This window comes from Mycobacterium sp. SMC-4 (genome assembly GCF_025263265.1).
Classification (GTDB): Bacteria; Actinomycetota; Actinomycetes; order Mycobacteriales; family Mycobacteriaceae; genus Mycobacterium.
The window spans coordinates 3,694,025-3,708,869 of record NZ_CP079869.1; the positions used below are offsets into that span (position 1 = coordinate 3,694,025).

The following is a 14,845-nucleotide window of genomic DNA, read 5'->3' on the forward strand; positions in this document are numbered from 1 at the left end:
TCCAGTGGTGTCATCGAACAACGGCCCGATATTGGCCCCGAGGTTCCGAACTCCGTGCGCCCGGGAGGCAGTTTCGTGCGCTCAGCGGGAAGCCGCGGTCCGTCGTTCTTCCTAGCATCGGCGCCATGAGCACCCCCACCCTCACCCCGGACGCGTGTCGCGACGACGCCGAGTCGCAGCCGTGGCGGTGGCTGTCCACCTGGATCGCCGGTGAACACGACACCATCCTCGACCAGCTCACCGCAGAGGTGCTGGGTGAGCTGCCCGAGCTCGCCTTCGCCCCACACCGGCCGGAAGTCCACGTGCGCGCGGCCATCGGCGCCCATGTGGGCGCCCTTCAGCAGGTGCTGGGCCAGGCCGGTGAACCAACTCAGGTGGTGATGCCTGCGGTCTTCGATGACTACACGCGTCGGCTTGCCCGGGACGAGACGCCGGCGCTGGCGGTCCTGTTGCGATCGTTCGAGAAAATGCACGGAAACCTCTGGGGTCAGTTGTTGACGGCGCTGCGCAGCCCGCTCCACCGGGTAGAACCGGAGCATCGCGCCGAGCTCCTCGAATTCGCCTCGGCGCGTTTGTTCGCCTACTTCCATTCCGTCGGAACCCAGACAGCACGGGCCTACCAGGCCGCGCGATCGCTGCATCAGATGCGCAATGCGGCCGCGCGCCATGAACTGGTCACCCGGGTGCTGGCCGGCGAACTCGAGCAGGGTGAGGCCGAACTCCTGTTGCACCACGAGTTCAACTGCACCCAGATCGCCTACGTGGCAACGTTCAACGGGCACGACCCGGCGGACCGCTTGAGCACCACGATCGCACGCCTCGTCGGACGACTCGGCGCCCGAGCGCACCTGGCGGTGCGCTCGGCGGAAGGATGTTACGGCTGGTTCAGCCCGCTGCGGGACAACTGGCGTGAAGCAGTGTGCGACCTGTCGGCGCCTGATCGGGTGCTGCTGTGCCTGGGCGCTCCGCACGAAGGATTGGCCGGTTTTCGGCAGACCCGGGCAGAGGCGCTGGAGGGTCACCGCGTCGCGGCTGCCACGTCGCGCACGGGGGTGGTGCTGTTCGAGGATGTCGCCCACCTCGCACTGGCCACCCGCGACCTCGCGGCGGCCCGAGCCCTGGTCGAGCGGGAACTGGGCCGACTCTGCGCCACGGACGAAACCACCGCGCGACTGTTGGACACCTTGCGGGTGTACCTCGACGAACTGGCCAGCCCGACCCGGACCGCGCGCCGAATGTTCGTCCACCCCAACACCGTGATCAAGCGGTTGGAGCGGATCGAGGAACAACTCGGCGGGCCGATCTGTCCGAACAGCCTCCACTTGCGCATGGCAGTCGAACTCGCGCCGCTGGTTCGGGCCCTCGCCGCCCCAGCCGGGTGACTACCGGTCCGGCCCCTCCAGGATCGTCACCGAGCACACCGCACTGTCGTTGCCGATCACCCCACCACCGTTTTCGGCCAGCCCGATCCTGGCGTTGGCGACGGCGTTGCCGCCTGCTTCCCCGCGTAGCTGAATCGCTATCTCGTTGAGCATCATCAGCCCCGTTGCGCCGATCGGATGCCCGCGCGAGACAAGGCCACCGGAGGCGTTGACCGGGAGCTCACCATCGATGGCGGTGGCACCAGCGGCGGTGTACTCACCGGCCTTGCCGCGGTCACAAAAGCCCAGATCCTCCAGCAGGTGGATCTCGGCGAACGAACTCGCGTCGTGCAACTCCACCAGGTCGATATCGCGCGGGGCAAGGCCGGCGGCCCGATAGGCGCGGCGGGCGGCCAGCACCGGCGCTCGATCGTCATCCCACGAGACATCGAAAACGCCGCAGGCTATTTCGTTGGCCCGGATACGCACTGCCCGCTCACGCACCTCGGCCGGACAACGGTCGAGGTGCTTTCGCGAACACACCAATACCGCGGCGGCCCCGTCGCCGATCGGAGCGCACATCGCCCGGGTCAACGGTTCGGAGACCACTCGGTCCTCGAGCACCTGTTGCACCGACATCGGAAACCGGTACTGGGCGCGCGGGTTGTGCACCGAGTTGGTGTGATTCTTTGCGGCCGCCATAGCGAGATGCTCGGCTGTGGTGCCGTATGCGCGCATGTGCGAATGCGCCCACAGCCCATACAGATCCATCGCCACCCCGCGTTCCGGTCCGGTATCGAACGTCGTCCCGTTCGCCGCGGCGGTGCGCCTATAGAGGTTCTGCCAGGACTCCGGATCCAGCCAGTCCAGCGCACCCTCCATGCCGCGCAGCGCCGCCCGCGGATTGTCCGGGTCGAACATCTTCTCCACTCCGATGGCCAACGCCACGTCGCTGTGCCCGGACTGCACCTCGCGCAACGCGTTGCTGAACGCCTGCGAGCCAGTGGCGCAACCACCCTCGACGTTGGTGACGGGCGCTCCCCTGGGAAACAGGCCGTCGTTGACCAACGGCACGAAGCACAGCTGGCCCTTGAGATAGGGCTGGCGCCAGTGGTCCATCAGCATGTTCGCGAACCAGGCTCCACCGATCACGTCGGGATCATCGACGAGGGCGTCGGCGAGCACCCCAAGGTAGGCATCTCGAGTCAACGCCTTCGGGTCCTTGTCGGGGAACTTGCCGACAGCCGTGGCGAAGGTGCCGAGAATGTAAGCGTCGATCGTTCTCACCGTCCCTCGAAAGTGGGCCGGCGCTTCTCGTTGAAGCTGGTGAGCCCTTCCCGGAAGTCGTGGCTGCTCATGTGGTTGCGCAGTACCAGCATTTCGTGGCGCAGCGCTGTTGCCTGATCGTTGTGCATCGCCGCATTCGCGACTTCCTTCATCGCCGACAGCACCAGCGGACTGTGCTCGGCGAGCTTCGTGGCGTATTCGGCGACCGTGGCACGCAATTGGTCATCCGGCACCACCTCACAGACCATTCCCCAGTCCCGCAACGTGGCCGCGGGCAGTGAATCACCGCTGAAAAGAAGGGATTTAGCGCGGTTCAACCCCACCCGGCGCGGCAGCACCGCAGCACCGCCGCCCCCGGGCAGCAGGCCGTACTTGGCGTGCCCGTCGCCGAAGCGCGCGCTGTCCGCAGCGAAGATCACGTCGCAGAAAAGGAGTACCTCAAAGCCGCCGGCGATGGCCGCGCCGTTGACCGCGGCGATCACGGGCTTGTGGCAGTTTCGCACTGCGGCGAATGTGTCGACGCTGGTGGCCACCCCGTCGGGCCCGTCACCGCCGTCCCCGTTCAGCTCTGAGAGCACGAATTTCAGGTCACCGCCGGCGCTGAAGGCTCGGCCGTTGCCGGTCAGCACCACCACCCGAACCTGAGGGTCGGCCGTCGCCTGCTGAAATGCGACGCGCAGTTCGTTGAGCAGGTCGCTGTTGAACGCATTTAGCACATCGGGTCGGTTGAGGCACAGCCATTGCACACGGCCATTGCGATAGCTTTCCAGGATATGTGACATGTTCGGTTGACTCCTAGTGGCGGGCCCGCAGCCCGGCGTCGAGACAGACGGTGGTGGCGTTGAAGTAGGAGTTGGTGATGATGTGCTCGACCAGGCTGCCGATCTCGGGTGGATCGCCCATCCGCTTGGGATATAGCACCGATTCTCGCAAGGACGTCAGCACGGTTTCACTCACCTCATCGGCCATCCCGGTATGGAATACACCGGGAACTATTGCAACACAACGTATTCCATCCCCAGCCAGATCACGGGCGATCGGCATCGACATGCCGATCACACCAGCCTTGCTGGCGGCATAGGCGACCGTGCCGCGGGTGCCGTCCCAGGCCGCCCCGGAGGCGATGTTGACGAGGACACCTCGCTCGGTGGTCTCCGGGTCGGGTTCATTGGTGACCATCTGCGCGGCCGTGATACGCACCACGTTAAACACCCCGGTGAGGTTGACATCTATGGTGCGCTGCCAGACCGCAAGGCTGTGTGGGACGCCTTTGGACACCGTCTTCATCATGGACGGGACTCCGGCGCAGTTCACCGCGGCATGCACGGTCCCGAACCGGTCAACGGCCAACCGGACGGCGGCCTGGACCTGGTCCGCGTCACTGACATCGGTGCGACACGCCACCGCTCCGTCCCCGAGTTCGGCGGCGGCCTTCTCCAACGGCTCCTCGGCGACGTCGAGCATGACCACGTTGGCGCCCGCCTGGTGCAGGGTTCGCGCAGTGGCCCGGCCCATGCCGGAGGCGGCGCCGGTCACGATGGCGCAGCGGCCGTCCAATTTCATCGTTGCGTTCCTTGTGGGGTGAGTTGTGGCAATTCGACCGCGTTGGTCAGGCCCTGTTGCTTGAGTTTGAACTTCTGCACCTTGGCGGTTTCGGTCTTGGGCAGCGCCTCGACGAAGCGCACATAGCGCGGCACCGCGAAACGAGGCAATGCGTCGGCACACGCCGCGGCGATGTCGTCGGCGGTGAGCGCGCGGTTGGTGACGACCGCCACGGCGATCTCGTCCTCGCCGAACTCCGACGGCACCGGGTAGGCGCCGCTTTCCACCACACCATTGACGGTGTTGATGACGTCCTCGATGATGCGTGGCGAGATGTTCTCTCCACGCCGGCGAATCATGTCCTTGAACCGATCGACGTAGTAAACGTACCCCTCTGCATCTACCCGGCCCGCATCGCCGGTGTGGAACCAGAAGTTGCGCAACACCTTCAGAGTCTCCTCGGGCTGATTCCAGTATCCGGTGGACATCGCCCAGGGTTCATCGCAGCTGATGCAGATCTCTCCGACCTCGCCCGCCGGCAACTCGCGGTCATGTTCGTCGACGATGCGGAGACGATATGGTTCGAATGGCCGGCCACATGAGCCGCGTGGCGCGGTGCCGTCGGAGGAATTCAGGATCGGGATGCTGATCTCGGTGCTGCCGTACATCTCGAAGATCGGAATCCCGAACCGCTGCGCAAACGCATCGGTCATCTCCTGCGGCGCCGGCACGATCAGCGCACGGGTGATGCCGTGGGTCCGGTCTGCGGGCGACTCTGGTTGGGCCAGAAGGAAATGCGCCATGGACACCACCATGTGAGCCACCGTCACCCGATGCTGACGCGCTTGCTCCCAGAACTTGCTGGCGCTGAACTTGCGGACCAGCGCGATCCGGGCACCGACCATCAGACAAGCACCGACGTTCATATACTTGCCGCCGCCGTGGAACAACGGCAGCACGGTGATCAGCGTGTCGTCCTCGGTCAATCGCAGCGCGCGCACGGTGCGTTCGCCGATGCGCACCGTAGCGCGATGCGGCAGCACCGCACCCTTGGGCAGGCCGGTGGTGCCGGAGGTGTACATGATCGCCGCACTGTCCGAGCCCAGCGCCGAGGTTTCGACCGACACAACGGTATTCGCGATGATGTTGTCGAGGGTGTCTAGACCCTCGGCCGGAGTACCGTGCTCGGTCATCACGTCGACGAACACCGGGCGGGCGCTATCGGGCAACGCCTCCTCAATCGCGGCTCGGCGCCCGGCTTCGATGACGGCGGCCGCCGGCGCAGCGTCGTGCAGAACGTGCCGCAGGCTGGCGCCCACCAGTCCCGGGTTGATCGGCACCTCGACAGCGCCGATCTTGTTCAACCCGAGCATCAGATAGATGGCGCGAACATCGTTGGGAACCAGCGTGATAACCCGATCTCCAGCCCGCACCCCACGGTCGCGCAACGCGGCGGCGATAGCCGACGCGCGTTGGTCGAGGTCGCGGTAACTGACATTGATGCCGTCGTCCTGCACGATGCACACCCGGTCGGGGTCATGTGCCACCCATTGTTCGACGACGGAGCTCAAGACCGAGTCAATTATGTCGAGGTCATTCTTCAGCGCAGTCTTCACTACACCTCCCCAGACAGTACCGGTGAGGTGATCCGCTGTGCCTCAACGGTGTAAAGGCACGACCGGCACTTCAGCACCCGAAGCCAGCCGCGGTAGTCGACCACCCGGTACCGGGCCAGCCGCGCGGCGCCGCAGCGCTCGCAACTGATCTCGACGTCCTCGGTCACCTCGCTGATGAACAGCTCCGTCGGCTGAGGAAATATCATTGGTCACTCCTTGCAGAGGGGTCGCGGCTCAGGACCCGGCGGATACGATCTCGTTGCGGACGTCGCGGGCTATGGCGTCGGGGTCGCGGAGGGCGGGGTCTCCGCAACCGCCCGCACCCGGCCCCTGATGGACCACGACATCACGCGCGGCAATCCGCACTCCCGCCTGCTTGCTGGACCGGAACTCGGTGCGGCCTGGCACGTCGCCGTCGACCAGCCGCCCGGACTCATCGACGATGCCGGCGAGCACGTCAGGGTCGCTGAGGCCGGTGCCGTCGGCCCAGGCATCGAGCCCACCGCGATAGATGGTGATGAAACCGCGGGTACCGCTGCTGCCGCCCAGCGCGCCCTGCGGTGCGATTCGGCACTGGTCGAGCTGGAACGAGCTCTCACAGTCGGCCAACGGCACGATCACGGTGCGGGTGGCCGGCCCACCGCGGTGCTGCCCGGGTCCTGCGGTGTCGGCGACGAACTCGCGTTCCAACAGCAATACCGGAAAGGTCTCTTCCTCGAGTTCGACCGAGGTCACCATGCAGTTGCCGCCCTCCATGAAGGTGTAGCAGCTGCCGTCACCCTGCGCGGTGCCACCGAAGGGCCCCTGGAACACGTTGATGAAAATGAACGGTGTCGGAATGCCGCCACGGGTGTCCGACCCGACGAAGCTCATGAACGGCACGTCGTCATAGTTCTCGGCCAGCGCCAAAGCCGGGTCAGCCTGTGACAACGCTCTTTTCACCAGGTTGATCGCCTTGGCGATGAACATGGTATGACCTGCGTTGGTGGACATCGGCGGCAGAGCGTGCAGACAGCAGCCGGGTGGGACCACTACGTGCACGGGACGGTAAGCGCCGGCGTTGGGGCTGATGGAGTCCGGCAACGCCACCTGCAGTCCCAAATGGGCACCCGACACTGCGTCGGACCAAGTGCACGCGAAACCACCCCACTCGTTTCGGGATGAACCGGAGAAGTCGACCTCCACCTGGTCGCCGCGTTTGCGCACTGCGCAACGGATCAACATGGGGTCGCCATCCATGTTGTTGTCCATGTAGTCCTCGGCGGTGTATTCACCGTCGGGGATCTGGTTCAGCGCCGCCCGCATCGCACGTTCGGTGTGGTCGAGGGTGTACTGGACGGCGCCGGCGTAGGCGTCGCGTCCGTAGCGGCGGATGTAGCGCAACACCATCTCGGCACCCAACGAGAGTGCCGAATGAATGACCTGCAGGTCGTTGATGCTGATCTCGGGGATACGGGTCTGCTCGGTGAACAGCTCGACGGTCTCCCGGACCAACTGCCCCTCGCGGTACAGGTGTCGTGGCGAGATGCGGATCCCCTCGGCGTACATGTCGCGCTGCAACCCCGGCCCGAACCCGGTGGGAATCGGACCGCCGATGTCCAGCCAGTGGGTGATCGCCGCCGCGAAACCGATCAGCTCACCGTCGTCGAGGAAGATCGGCATCAAGGTGCCCACGTCGTTGATGTGGCTGCCGCCGCGGTACGGGTCATTGAAGATGATCACGTCACCGGGCTTGAAGTTCTCCACGCCCCAGTGCTCGATGGCCATCCGGGCGTAGTACTGGTTGATCACGTAGTGCCCGGGGGCAGCCGTTCCCATCGCGATCGCGTCGAAGTCGAGGTCGCGCTCCGCGTCCCGCGGCGCCAACAAGCCGATACCGAAGTCGTTCACCTCACTGAGCAGCGGGCTCAGCGCGGCTGTGTTGATCTTGATCTGCATCTGCAGGCCGATGTGCTCAAGCGCATGCCGAATGACCTCGGCGGTGGTGAGATCCACGCCGTAGCGCGCTTGCACGTCGTGTGCGCCGAGAACCGACACGGGCTGCGGGGCCAGAGTTGTCACAGGCTGTCCTCCTCGATCTCGATGACCACATCGCCGAATTCGTTGACTGTCGCCACGTCCCCGGCGACGAGCACTCCGGTGTAGGTCTGTGCTTCGATCACTGCCGGGCCGTGCACCACCTGGCCCGGGGCGAAGTCGTCCGCCGTATAGATCGGCACGTCGTGATTGAGCTGACCCATCAGCGTGATGTCGCGGCGGCGCCTGGGTTGGGACGGTTGAGTGGCGGTCAGCCGGGGTGGCGACAGTCGCCGCTGGTCGGTCGAAACCGCGCGGGTACGCAGTGTCTGGACGTATATCGGGGCCGGCAGGCTGTAGCCGAATTGGCGCTGGTGCGCCGCCGCGAAAGCCTCGGTCAGATGCTCCATCGGCTGCGGATGTTGCGGGTCGATGATAGCGGCCAGTTCCCAGCGCTGTCCGAGATAGGTGGCGTCGACCCAGGCTTCGACCACGACACCTGAATTGCCGCGGCCACGTAGTTGCCCGGCGAGTGTGTCCAGACTCTGCCTGGCCCGAGCGCATATGTCCTCGGCTACCCCCGCCGAGACCGGCGCCATGATCGGGGTGACTTCCTCCTCGAAGGCCTGGGCGGTCAGCAATCCGAAAGCGGAGAACACACCCGACAGTGCAGGGGTGACCACCCGCTCCATCTGCAGCGCGCGGGCGATCTGGCTGGCCACCAGCGGACCGGCCGCGCCATAGCTCACCAGGCCGAACTCGCGCGGGTCGGCGCCGCGATACACCGTCAAGCGGCGCACAGCCTCGGCCATGTTGTGAATGGCAACTTCTACCGCGGTGCGGGCGACATCGGCGACACTCAGATTCAGGGCCGCCGCCAGTGGCGCGAACGCGGCCTCGGCGGCCGCCACGTCGGGATAGATCTCGCCACCAAGCGCCACCTCTGAATCCAGCACGCCCAGTAGCAGGAACGCATCGGTGACGGTTGGTTGGCTGCCGCCGTGGCCGTAACAGGCCGGGCCCGGATCGCTGCCCGCACTCTCCGGCCCTACCTTGAGCCCACCGCCCTCGTCGAGGGTAATCAGGCTGCCCCCGCCCGCGCCGATGCTGTGGATTTCCACCACCGGTAGGCTCACCAGCAGGTCGTGCTCGATCTCGAGTTCGCGCTTGACTGAGGCGCGGCCGTCCACCACCACGGCGACCTCGGTGCTGGTGCCGCCCATGTCGAAGCCGACCAGGTTGGGCATGGCCAATCGCTCGGCGTAGGCCTGTACACCCATCACCCCGCCGACCGGCCCACTGTTCAACGTCGCCACAGGCCGCGAGGTAACCTGCTCGGCCGTGCTCAGGCCGCCGTCGTTGGTCATGAACATCAGTGGCGCGCTGATGCCGGCCTCGCGCAGCCGCCCTTCGACTCTCGACGTGTAGCTTTCCATCAGCGGTTGTACGTAGGCGTTGAGCACACACGTGCAGAATCGGTTGTACTCACGCGGGAACGGCGCCACCTCCGCCGAGGTACTCACGCTGACGTCAGGGAAGTGCTCACGGATGAGCTCGGCGGCCCGCTGCTCGTGTTGCGGATGCTTGTACGCGTGCAGGAAACATACGGCGATCCCCCGGCAGCCCTCCGCAACCAGCCGTTCGACTTCGTCCAGCAGCTTCTGCTCGTCGAGGCATACCAGCACTTCGCCGTCGGCCATGGTCCGTTCACTGACAGTGCGGCGGCGGTACCGCTCCACGATCGGTCGCAATTCATGCGGTCGCCGCCAGCGGGGATCAACCATCGCATGCGATGGCCGCCACCCGCGCGCCATGTCGAGCAGATCGCGGTAGCCGTGGGTGGTCACCATGCCGATCTCGGCCCCACCTCGGGTCAGGATCGCGTTGAGCGCCACCGTGGTGCCGTGCACGATCTGATCGACGGCTTTGTCGCCGGGCGCAGCCTTCTCCAGCGTACGAAGCAACCCATTCGCAAGGTCGTCATAGGTCGTCAGGGCTTTCGTGCCGATGCGCACTTCATCTCCGTCGGCGAGTACCAGGTCGGTGAAGGTCCCACCGGTGTCGATGCCTATCCGCAGCGTCATGCTGGGCCTCCGTTGTCGGTCTGTGTTGTGCTCATGCCGTAGATGAGGCGGCCAGCGAACGCCTCGGCAATTTCTTCCGGGCTCAGCGGCCCGTCCGGCTGGTACCAAAAGGCCGTGAAGTTGCACGCGCCGAGGATCGCAAGCGCATCCACATATGGTGTGCCAGAACGAAACTCACCGGTTGTTACACCGTCTGCGATCACCGCTTCGAAGATCGCGCGGAATCGGTCGCGTTCGGCGGAGAGCATCGCGGCCATCTCACCGGTGAGATGGCCGTACTCGCGCAGGAAGACGATGCCCTCGGAGTGGTAGGTGGCCGCTGTCTGGACAGTTTGGCTGATCAACTGACGCAGCTTTTCGGTCGCAGTCAGGTCGGCGGCCGCAACACGTTCGGAGTAATCGCGCAACCGGCTGGCGAACCGCTCGTGCAGAGCGAACAGCAGTGCTTCCTTGCTGGCCACGTGGTAGTACAAGCCCGCCTTAGTCATGCCGGCCTCTTCGGCGATCTGACGCAACGACGCGTTGGCGAATCCCTCGCGTTCCATCACGCGAGCAGCTGCCACGAGGATACGTTCGGGTATCTGCGGCTTTTCGAATACGGTGTCGGTTTCCGCCATGGGTTCGCCCTTCGATCAACTTTACCGGCCGGCCGGTCAAGTTGACGCTAGCGCGGCCTCTCGCTGACTGTCAAGGAGCCTGTCGCCTGCTCGAACATCCCCGCTCTGGCCCGGAGAAAGCACGAGTGCCCAAGCCGCCGACGTGGAGACTTCCGGTTCGCGTGGCAACGATGTCAGGTACTTAGCAGGCCTTCATACCCGCGTGCGGTCGCGATCAGCCCTCCGGCGACGTGGGCTTATTCCTCGTGACTGCGCAGGTCCACTCGGCGGATCCTGCCGGGTATCCCTTGGGCAGGGGATAGAGCTCGACCCGACCCACTTCAGACAAGGCGCCAGGTGATCGCGTGCGTATTCCAATATCCCCCTTGCCGTTTCGGCATTCTTCTGCCAACCCCCGGCGAGTGTGACGTACCCGTCGGGCACCGCCAGACGGGTGGCGCCGGGCTGTGGCACCACTACGGCATCGACGAGCACACCGCGCTCGGGTCACAGCGCGCTCGCCACCACACCGCGGCCCTGGTATCGCACAGAGATTCTCCCTAGACGAGAACGCCATTTCCAATTATTGTCAATCCCGTGTCGACCTCTCAGCGGGCGCTGGCGCCCGAAATCTCGACCTGGCCAGCCGAGAACCCACAGCTGATCGGGAGCCGGTGCGCCAGTTGTGGCGCGACCACCTTTCCGGTGCAGGCGCGCTGCCCGCGATGCAGCTCTGCCGACATGTCGGCGGTGCTACTGCCTCGCCGGGGCACCCTGGTCGCCTGGACCACCCAAGGCTTCCCGCCCGGCCCGCCGTACAAAGGCCCGACCGGCAACGACTTCATCCCGTTCGGCGTCGGGTTGGTGCAGCTTGACGACGTGATCCGGGTCGAGGGCCGCCTCACCGAGAACGACCCGGCCAAGCTTGAGTTCGGCCAGCAGGTCGAGCTGACGATGATTCCGTTCACCACCGATGAGGACGGCAGCGAGGTCGTCACCTTCGCGTTCAGGCCGGTCTAGGGAGGCCACGAGCATGACCACCGCAGACAATTCGGTCGCGATCATCGGGGTGGGGCTGCACCCCTTCGGCCGGTTCGACAAGACCGCCATGGAGATGGGTGCCGAGGCGATCCAGGCCGCGCTCACCGACGCCAAACTGGACTGGAAGGATATTCAGTTCGGGTTCGGCGGTAGCTATGAGGTGTCCAACCCCGACGCGGTGACCCGTTTGGTCGGACTGACCGGAATCACGTTCACCAACGTCTTCAATGCGTGTGCAACCGCTGCATCGGCTATCCAGCAGACCGCCGACACCATCCGATTGGGCAAGTACGACATCGGTATCGCCATTGGACTGGACAAACACCCGCGCGGGGCATTCACCGACGACCCGGCGAAGTTGGCACTGCCGCAGTGGTACGCCAACAACGGGCAGTTCGTCACCACCAAGTTCTTCGGCATGAAAGCCAACCGCTACATCCACCAGCACGGCATCTCCGAGGAGACGCTCGCACGGGTGGCCAACAAGAACTTCCGCAACGGAGTGCTGAATCCGAATGCATTCCGACGCAAGGAAATCTCCGTCGAAGAGATCATGGCTTCGCCGGTGTTGAACTACCCGCTGCGGCAGTACATGTTCTGCGCGCCCGACGAAGGCGCGGCCGCGGTGGTGATGTGTCGTGCCGAGATCGCCCACAAGTACACCGACAAGCCGGTTTACGTGCGCGCCAGCGAGATCCGCACGCGAACCTACGGCGCCTACGAGGTGCACGCGACCTCAGCGCCGTTGGACGAGGATCCCTCGCCGACGGTGTTCGCTGCCCGGGCTGCCTACGAAGCCGCCGGCATCGGGCCCGAAGACGTCGACATCGCGCAGCTGCAGGACACCGATGCCGGAGCTGAGGTCATCCACATGGCCGAGACCGGCCTGTGCGCCGACGGCGAGCAAGAGAAGCTGCTGGCAGACGGTGCCACCGAGATCGGGGGCAGCCTCCCGGTCAATACCGACGGCGGACTGATCGCCAATGGTGAGCCGATCGGCGCGTCGGGACTGCGCCAGATGCACGAGTTGGTACGCCAGCTGCGCGGACAAGCCGGTGACCGCCAGGTACCCGGCGCACCGCGAGTGGGTCTGGCTCAGGTGTACGGCGCACCAGGAACCGCGTCGGCAACGATCCTGTCGTTGTAAACCCCGGCCCGAAATCCGTTCCGCTACAGCGTGTCGTGTGTCACGGATCCGCCGGCAGCGGTTCACCCTCGAGCCGGCGCAACCACTCCTCGCAGAAGGCGAAGGCCTCGTCGTGTCCGGTGCTGATACCCAGTGCCCGCTCCATCACGATCGCCTGGGACACCGCGGTGGCGAAGATGGTCCACACCACCGGTGGCACGCCGTCGGCGACGGCACCGTGCCGGTGCAGAGCGTCGGCGATCGCCTGGTTCTGCACCTGCCGGAATTGCTCGGCGTGGTAGACGATCTCGGCGCGCAGCGCCTTGCGATGGTTGGCCAGTCCCATGAACTCCATGGTCAGTCGAGTGGCTTCCGGAGCGGTGCTGAACCTCCACAACGCCCACAGCGGTTGTGCAGAACGCAGCGCGGACTGCAACGCGGTCATTCCTTCTTCGGCACGGCGGCGGAACACCGCCAGGAACAGGTCTTCCATCGTGCGGAAGTAGTAATGCACCAGTTGGGGTTTGAGACCCGCCCGGTCGGCGACGCGTCGCGACGTCACCGCGGCGTACCCCTCTTCGAGAAGCATCTGCTCGGCGGCGTCGAGCAGCACCACACGGTTCTTCGCGTCCGGCGCCCCGATACGTCGCGACGACGTCATGCTCAACTCCCCTCTCCGGCGGGTGGCACACACAATCCCCAGCGCCGAGGCCGGCCCGGCACCCGGATCGATCTTGACCCTAACTCTCCGGTCATGCTAAGCAGGTGCTCAGCATTTGCCAAACCCCACGCCGTTTCTGTCATCGGCTCCACAACCCGCAGCCCGGGAGGCACTGGACATGAGCAACTTCGACACGATCGACTACTTCACCGACCCGTCCCTGGTGCCTGACCCCCATCCGTACTTCGATCACCTGCGTAGCAAGTGTCCAGTAGTGAAAGAACCGCACTACGGCGTACTGGCGGTGACCGGCTACGACGAGGCAGCAACGGTCCTGAAGGACACCGACACCTTCTCGTCGTGCATCGCGGTCGCCGGCCCCTTCCCGCCCTTGCCGTTCACCCCCGAGGGCGATGACATCACCGATCAGATCACCGCGCACCGGCCCCAGATGCCGATGTTCGAGCACATGGTCACGATGGACCCGCCCGACCACACCAACGCCCGCTCGCTGCTCAACCGGCTGCTGACGCCCAGCCGGCTCAAAGAGAACGAGGATTTCATGTGGCGGCTGGCCGACGAGGTCCTCGACGACATCATCGGCGACGGGACGGTGCGCCGTTGCGAGTTCCTCACCGCTTACGCAAAGCCGTTCTCGCTGTTGGTGATCGCTGATCTTCTCGGAGTACCCGAAGCAGACCACGAGGAGTTCCGCGCCGTGCTCGGCGCCCCGCGCCCAGGCGCGAACGTGGGATCGCTGGACCATACCGACCTGGTCTCGACCAACCCCCTGGAATGGCTCGACGAAAAGTTCCTCGGCTACATCGAGGACCGCCGCGAGAACCCCCGTGACGACGTGCTCACTGCTCTCGCGACGTCGAAGTACCCGGACGGGTCGACACCGCCGGCCATCGAGGTGGTGCGCTCGGCAACCTTCCTGTTCGCTGCCGGCCAGGAGACCACTACCAAGCTGCTGTCGGCGTCGCTGCGCGTGCTCGGCGACCACCCCGACATCCAGGAGACTCTGCGTCACGACCGCAGCCGGATTCCGGTGTTCGTCGAAGAGGCGTTGCGGATGGACGCCCCGGTCAAGAGCCAGTTCCGGTTGGCCAAGAAGCCGACACGAGTGGGCGATGTCGACGTACCGGCGGGCACCACGCTGATGGTGTGTCCCGGCGCGGTCAACCGCGACCCCAGCAGGTTCGAGCACCCGCACGAGTTCGACCTGAACCGCAAGAACGTGCGCGAGCACATCGCGTTCGGTCGGGGGGTCCATTCGTGCCCGGGCGGGCCGCTAGCGCGGGTCGAAGGACGTGTCTCGATCGAACGGATATTGGACCGGATGGGTGACATCGCCATCGACGAGGAACACCACGGACGGCCCGGCGACCGACGCTACACCTACGAGCCGACCTTCATCCTGCGCGGCCTGACCGAACTCAACATCACCTTCACACCAATTCGGTGAGCGCATAAGCCGTTTCACCCACATGGAATGATTTTGCGTTCTAGTAT

General features: G+C 65.3%; 13 protein-coding genes. 4 read left to right on the forward strand and 9 right to left on the reverse strand.

What is annotated here, in order from left to right:
• The first annotated feature begins 125 nt into the window (after nucleotides 1-125).
• A complete protein-coding gene (locus KXD98_RS17405) occupies nucleotides 126-1,382 on the forward strand; it encodes a CdaR family transcriptional regulator (protein WP_260759609.1) in 1,257 nt (418 codons plus the stop codon).
• Here KXD98_RS17405 and KXD98_RS17410 read toward each other — a convergent pair whose 3' ends face one another.
• From KXD98_RS17410 to KXD98_RS17445, 8 genes are read right to left on the reverse strand one after another with little or no spacing between them, the layout of a single operon-like run.
• Nucleotides 1,383-2,648: a thiolase family protein gene (locus KXD98_RS17410; RefSeq protein ID WP_260759610.1), complete on the reverse strand. Its 1,266-nt coding sequence runs from the start codon at nucleotides 2,646-2,648 to the stop codon at nucleotides 1,383-1,385.
• Nucleotides 2,645-3,430, reverse strand: a complete 786-nt coding sequence (locus tag KXD98_RS17415; protein ID WP_260759611.1) for an enoyl-CoA hydratase/isomerase family protein — start codon at nucleotides 3,428-3,430, stop codon at nucleotides 2,645-2,647. The genes KXD98_RS17410 and KXD98_RS17415 overlap by 4 nt, the downstream gene beginning before the upstream one ends.
• Nucleotides 3,431-3,443: 13 nt before the next feature.
• Nucleotides 3,444-4,211: an SDR family NAD(P)-dependent oxidoreductase gene (locus KXD98_RS17420; RefSeq protein ID WP_260759612.1), complete on the reverse strand. Its 768-nt coding sequence runs from the start codon at nucleotides 4,209-4,211 to the stop codon at nucleotides 3,444-3,446.
• Nucleotides 4,208-5,806 (reverse strand): AMP-binding protein, encoded by a 1,599-nt coding sequence (locus tag KXD98_RS17425; RefSeq protein WP_260759613.1) that lies wholly within the window; start codon nucleotides 5,804-5,806, stop codon nucleotides 4,208-4,210. Before KXD98_RS17425 ends, KXD98_RS17420 begins: the two co-directional genes overlap by 4 nt.
• A complete protein-coding gene (locus KXD98_RS17430) occupies nucleotides 5,806-6,012 on the reverse strand; it encodes a hypothetical protein (protein WP_260759614.1) in 207 nt (68 codons plus the stop codon). The genes KXD98_RS17425 and KXD98_RS17430 overlap by 1 nt, the downstream gene beginning before the upstream one ends.
• Before the next feature lie 28 nt (nucleotides 6,013-6,040).
• Entirely contained in the window at nucleotides 6,041-7,867 is a 1,827-nt protein-coding gene (locus tag KXD98_RS17435; RefSeq protein ID WP_260759615.1) for a hydantoinase B/oxoprolinase family protein, read from the reverse strand.
• Nucleotides 7,864-9,906: a hydantoinase/oxoprolinase family protein gene (locus tag KXD98_RS17440; RefSeq protein WP_260759616.1), complete on the reverse strand. Its 2,043-nt coding sequence runs from the start codon at nucleotides 9,904-9,906 to the stop codon at nucleotides 7,864-7,866. The genes KXD98_RS17435 and KXD98_RS17440 overlap by 4 nt, the downstream gene beginning before the upstream one ends.
• Complete coding sequence (locus KXD98_RS17445) at nucleotides 9,903-10,523, reverse strand: TetR/AcrR family transcriptional regulator (RefSeq protein WP_260759617.1); 621 nt, start codon at nucleotides 10,521-10,523, stop codon at nucleotides 9,903-9,905. Before KXD98_RS17445 ends, KXD98_RS17440 begins: the two co-directional genes overlap by 4 nt.
• Before the next feature lie 564 nt (nucleotides 10,524-11,087).
• Here KXD98_RS17445 and KXD98_RS17455 point away from each other — a divergent pair.
• Nucleotides 11,088-11,522, forward strand: a complete 435-nt coding sequence (locus tag KXD98_RS17455) for a Zn-ribbon domain-containing OB-fold protein (RefSeq protein WP_260765266.1) — start codon at nucleotides 11,088-11,090, stop codon at nucleotides 11,520-11,522.
• Nucleotides 11,523-11,535: 13 nt separating this feature from the next.
• Entirely contained in the window at nucleotides 11,536-12,690 is a 1,155-nt protein-coding gene (locus KXD98_RS17460; RefSeq protein WP_260759618.1) for a thiolase family protein, read from the forward strand.
• A gap of 40 nt (nucleotides 12,691-12,730) precedes the next feature.
• Here KXD98_RS17460 and KXD98_RS17465 read toward each other — a convergent pair whose 3' ends face one another.
• Nucleotides 12,731-13,330 carry a TetR/AcrR family transcriptional regulator gene (locus KXD98_RS17465; protein ID WP_260759619.1) on the reverse strand — a complete coding sequence of 200 codons (600 nt, stop codon included), beginning with the start codon at nucleotides 13,328-13,330 and terminating at the stop codon, nucleotides 12,731-12,733.
• Between the two features lie 178 nt (nucleotides 13,331-13,508).
• Here KXD98_RS17465 and KXD98_RS17470 point away from each other — a divergent pair, with 178 nt between their 5' ends.
• Nucleotides 13,509-14,798, forward strand: a complete 1,290-nt coding sequence (locus tag KXD98_RS17470; RefSeq protein WP_260759620.1) for a cytochrome P450 — start codon at nucleotides 13,509-13,511, stop codon at nucleotides 14,796-14,798.
• Nucleotides 14,799-14,845 lie beyond the last annotated feature (47 nt).

Coding starts and splice junctions, on each gene's coding strand:
- KXD98_RS17405 (WP_260759609.1), top strand. CDS start 126: ATGAGCACCCCCACCCTCACCCCGGACGCGTGTCGCGACGACGCCGAG.
- KXD98_RS17415 (WP_260759611.1), bottom strand. CDS start 3,430: ATGTCACATATCCTGGAAAGCTATCGCAATGGCCGTGTGCAATGGCTG.
- KXD98_RS17420 (WP_260759612.1), bottom strand. CDS start 4,211: ATGAAATTGGACGGCCGCTGCGCCATCGTGACCGGCGCCGCCTCCGGC.
- KXD98_RS17430 (WP_260759614.1), bottom strand. CDS start 6,012: ATGATATTTCCTCAGCCGACGGAGCTGTTCATCAGCGAGGTGACCGAG.
- KXD98_RS17440 (WP_260759616.1), bottom strand. CDS start 9,906: ATGACGCTGCGGATAGGCATCGACACCGGTGGGACCTTCACCGACCTG.
- KXD98_RS17445 (WP_260759617.1), bottom strand. CDS start 10,523: ATGGCGGAAACCGACACCGTATTCGAAAAGCCGCAGATACCCGAACGT.
- KXD98_RS17460 (WP_260759618.1), top strand. CDS start 11,536: ATGACCACCGCAGACAATTCGGTCGCGATCATCGGGGTGGGGCTGCAC.
- KXD98_RS17465 (WP_260759619.1), bottom strand. CDS start 13,330: ATGACGTCGTCGCGACGTATCGGGGCGCCGGACGCGAAGAACCGTGTG.
- KXD98_RS17470 (WP_260759620.1), top strand. CDS start 13,509: ATGAGCAACTTCGACACGATCGACTACTTCACCGACCCGTCCCTGGTG.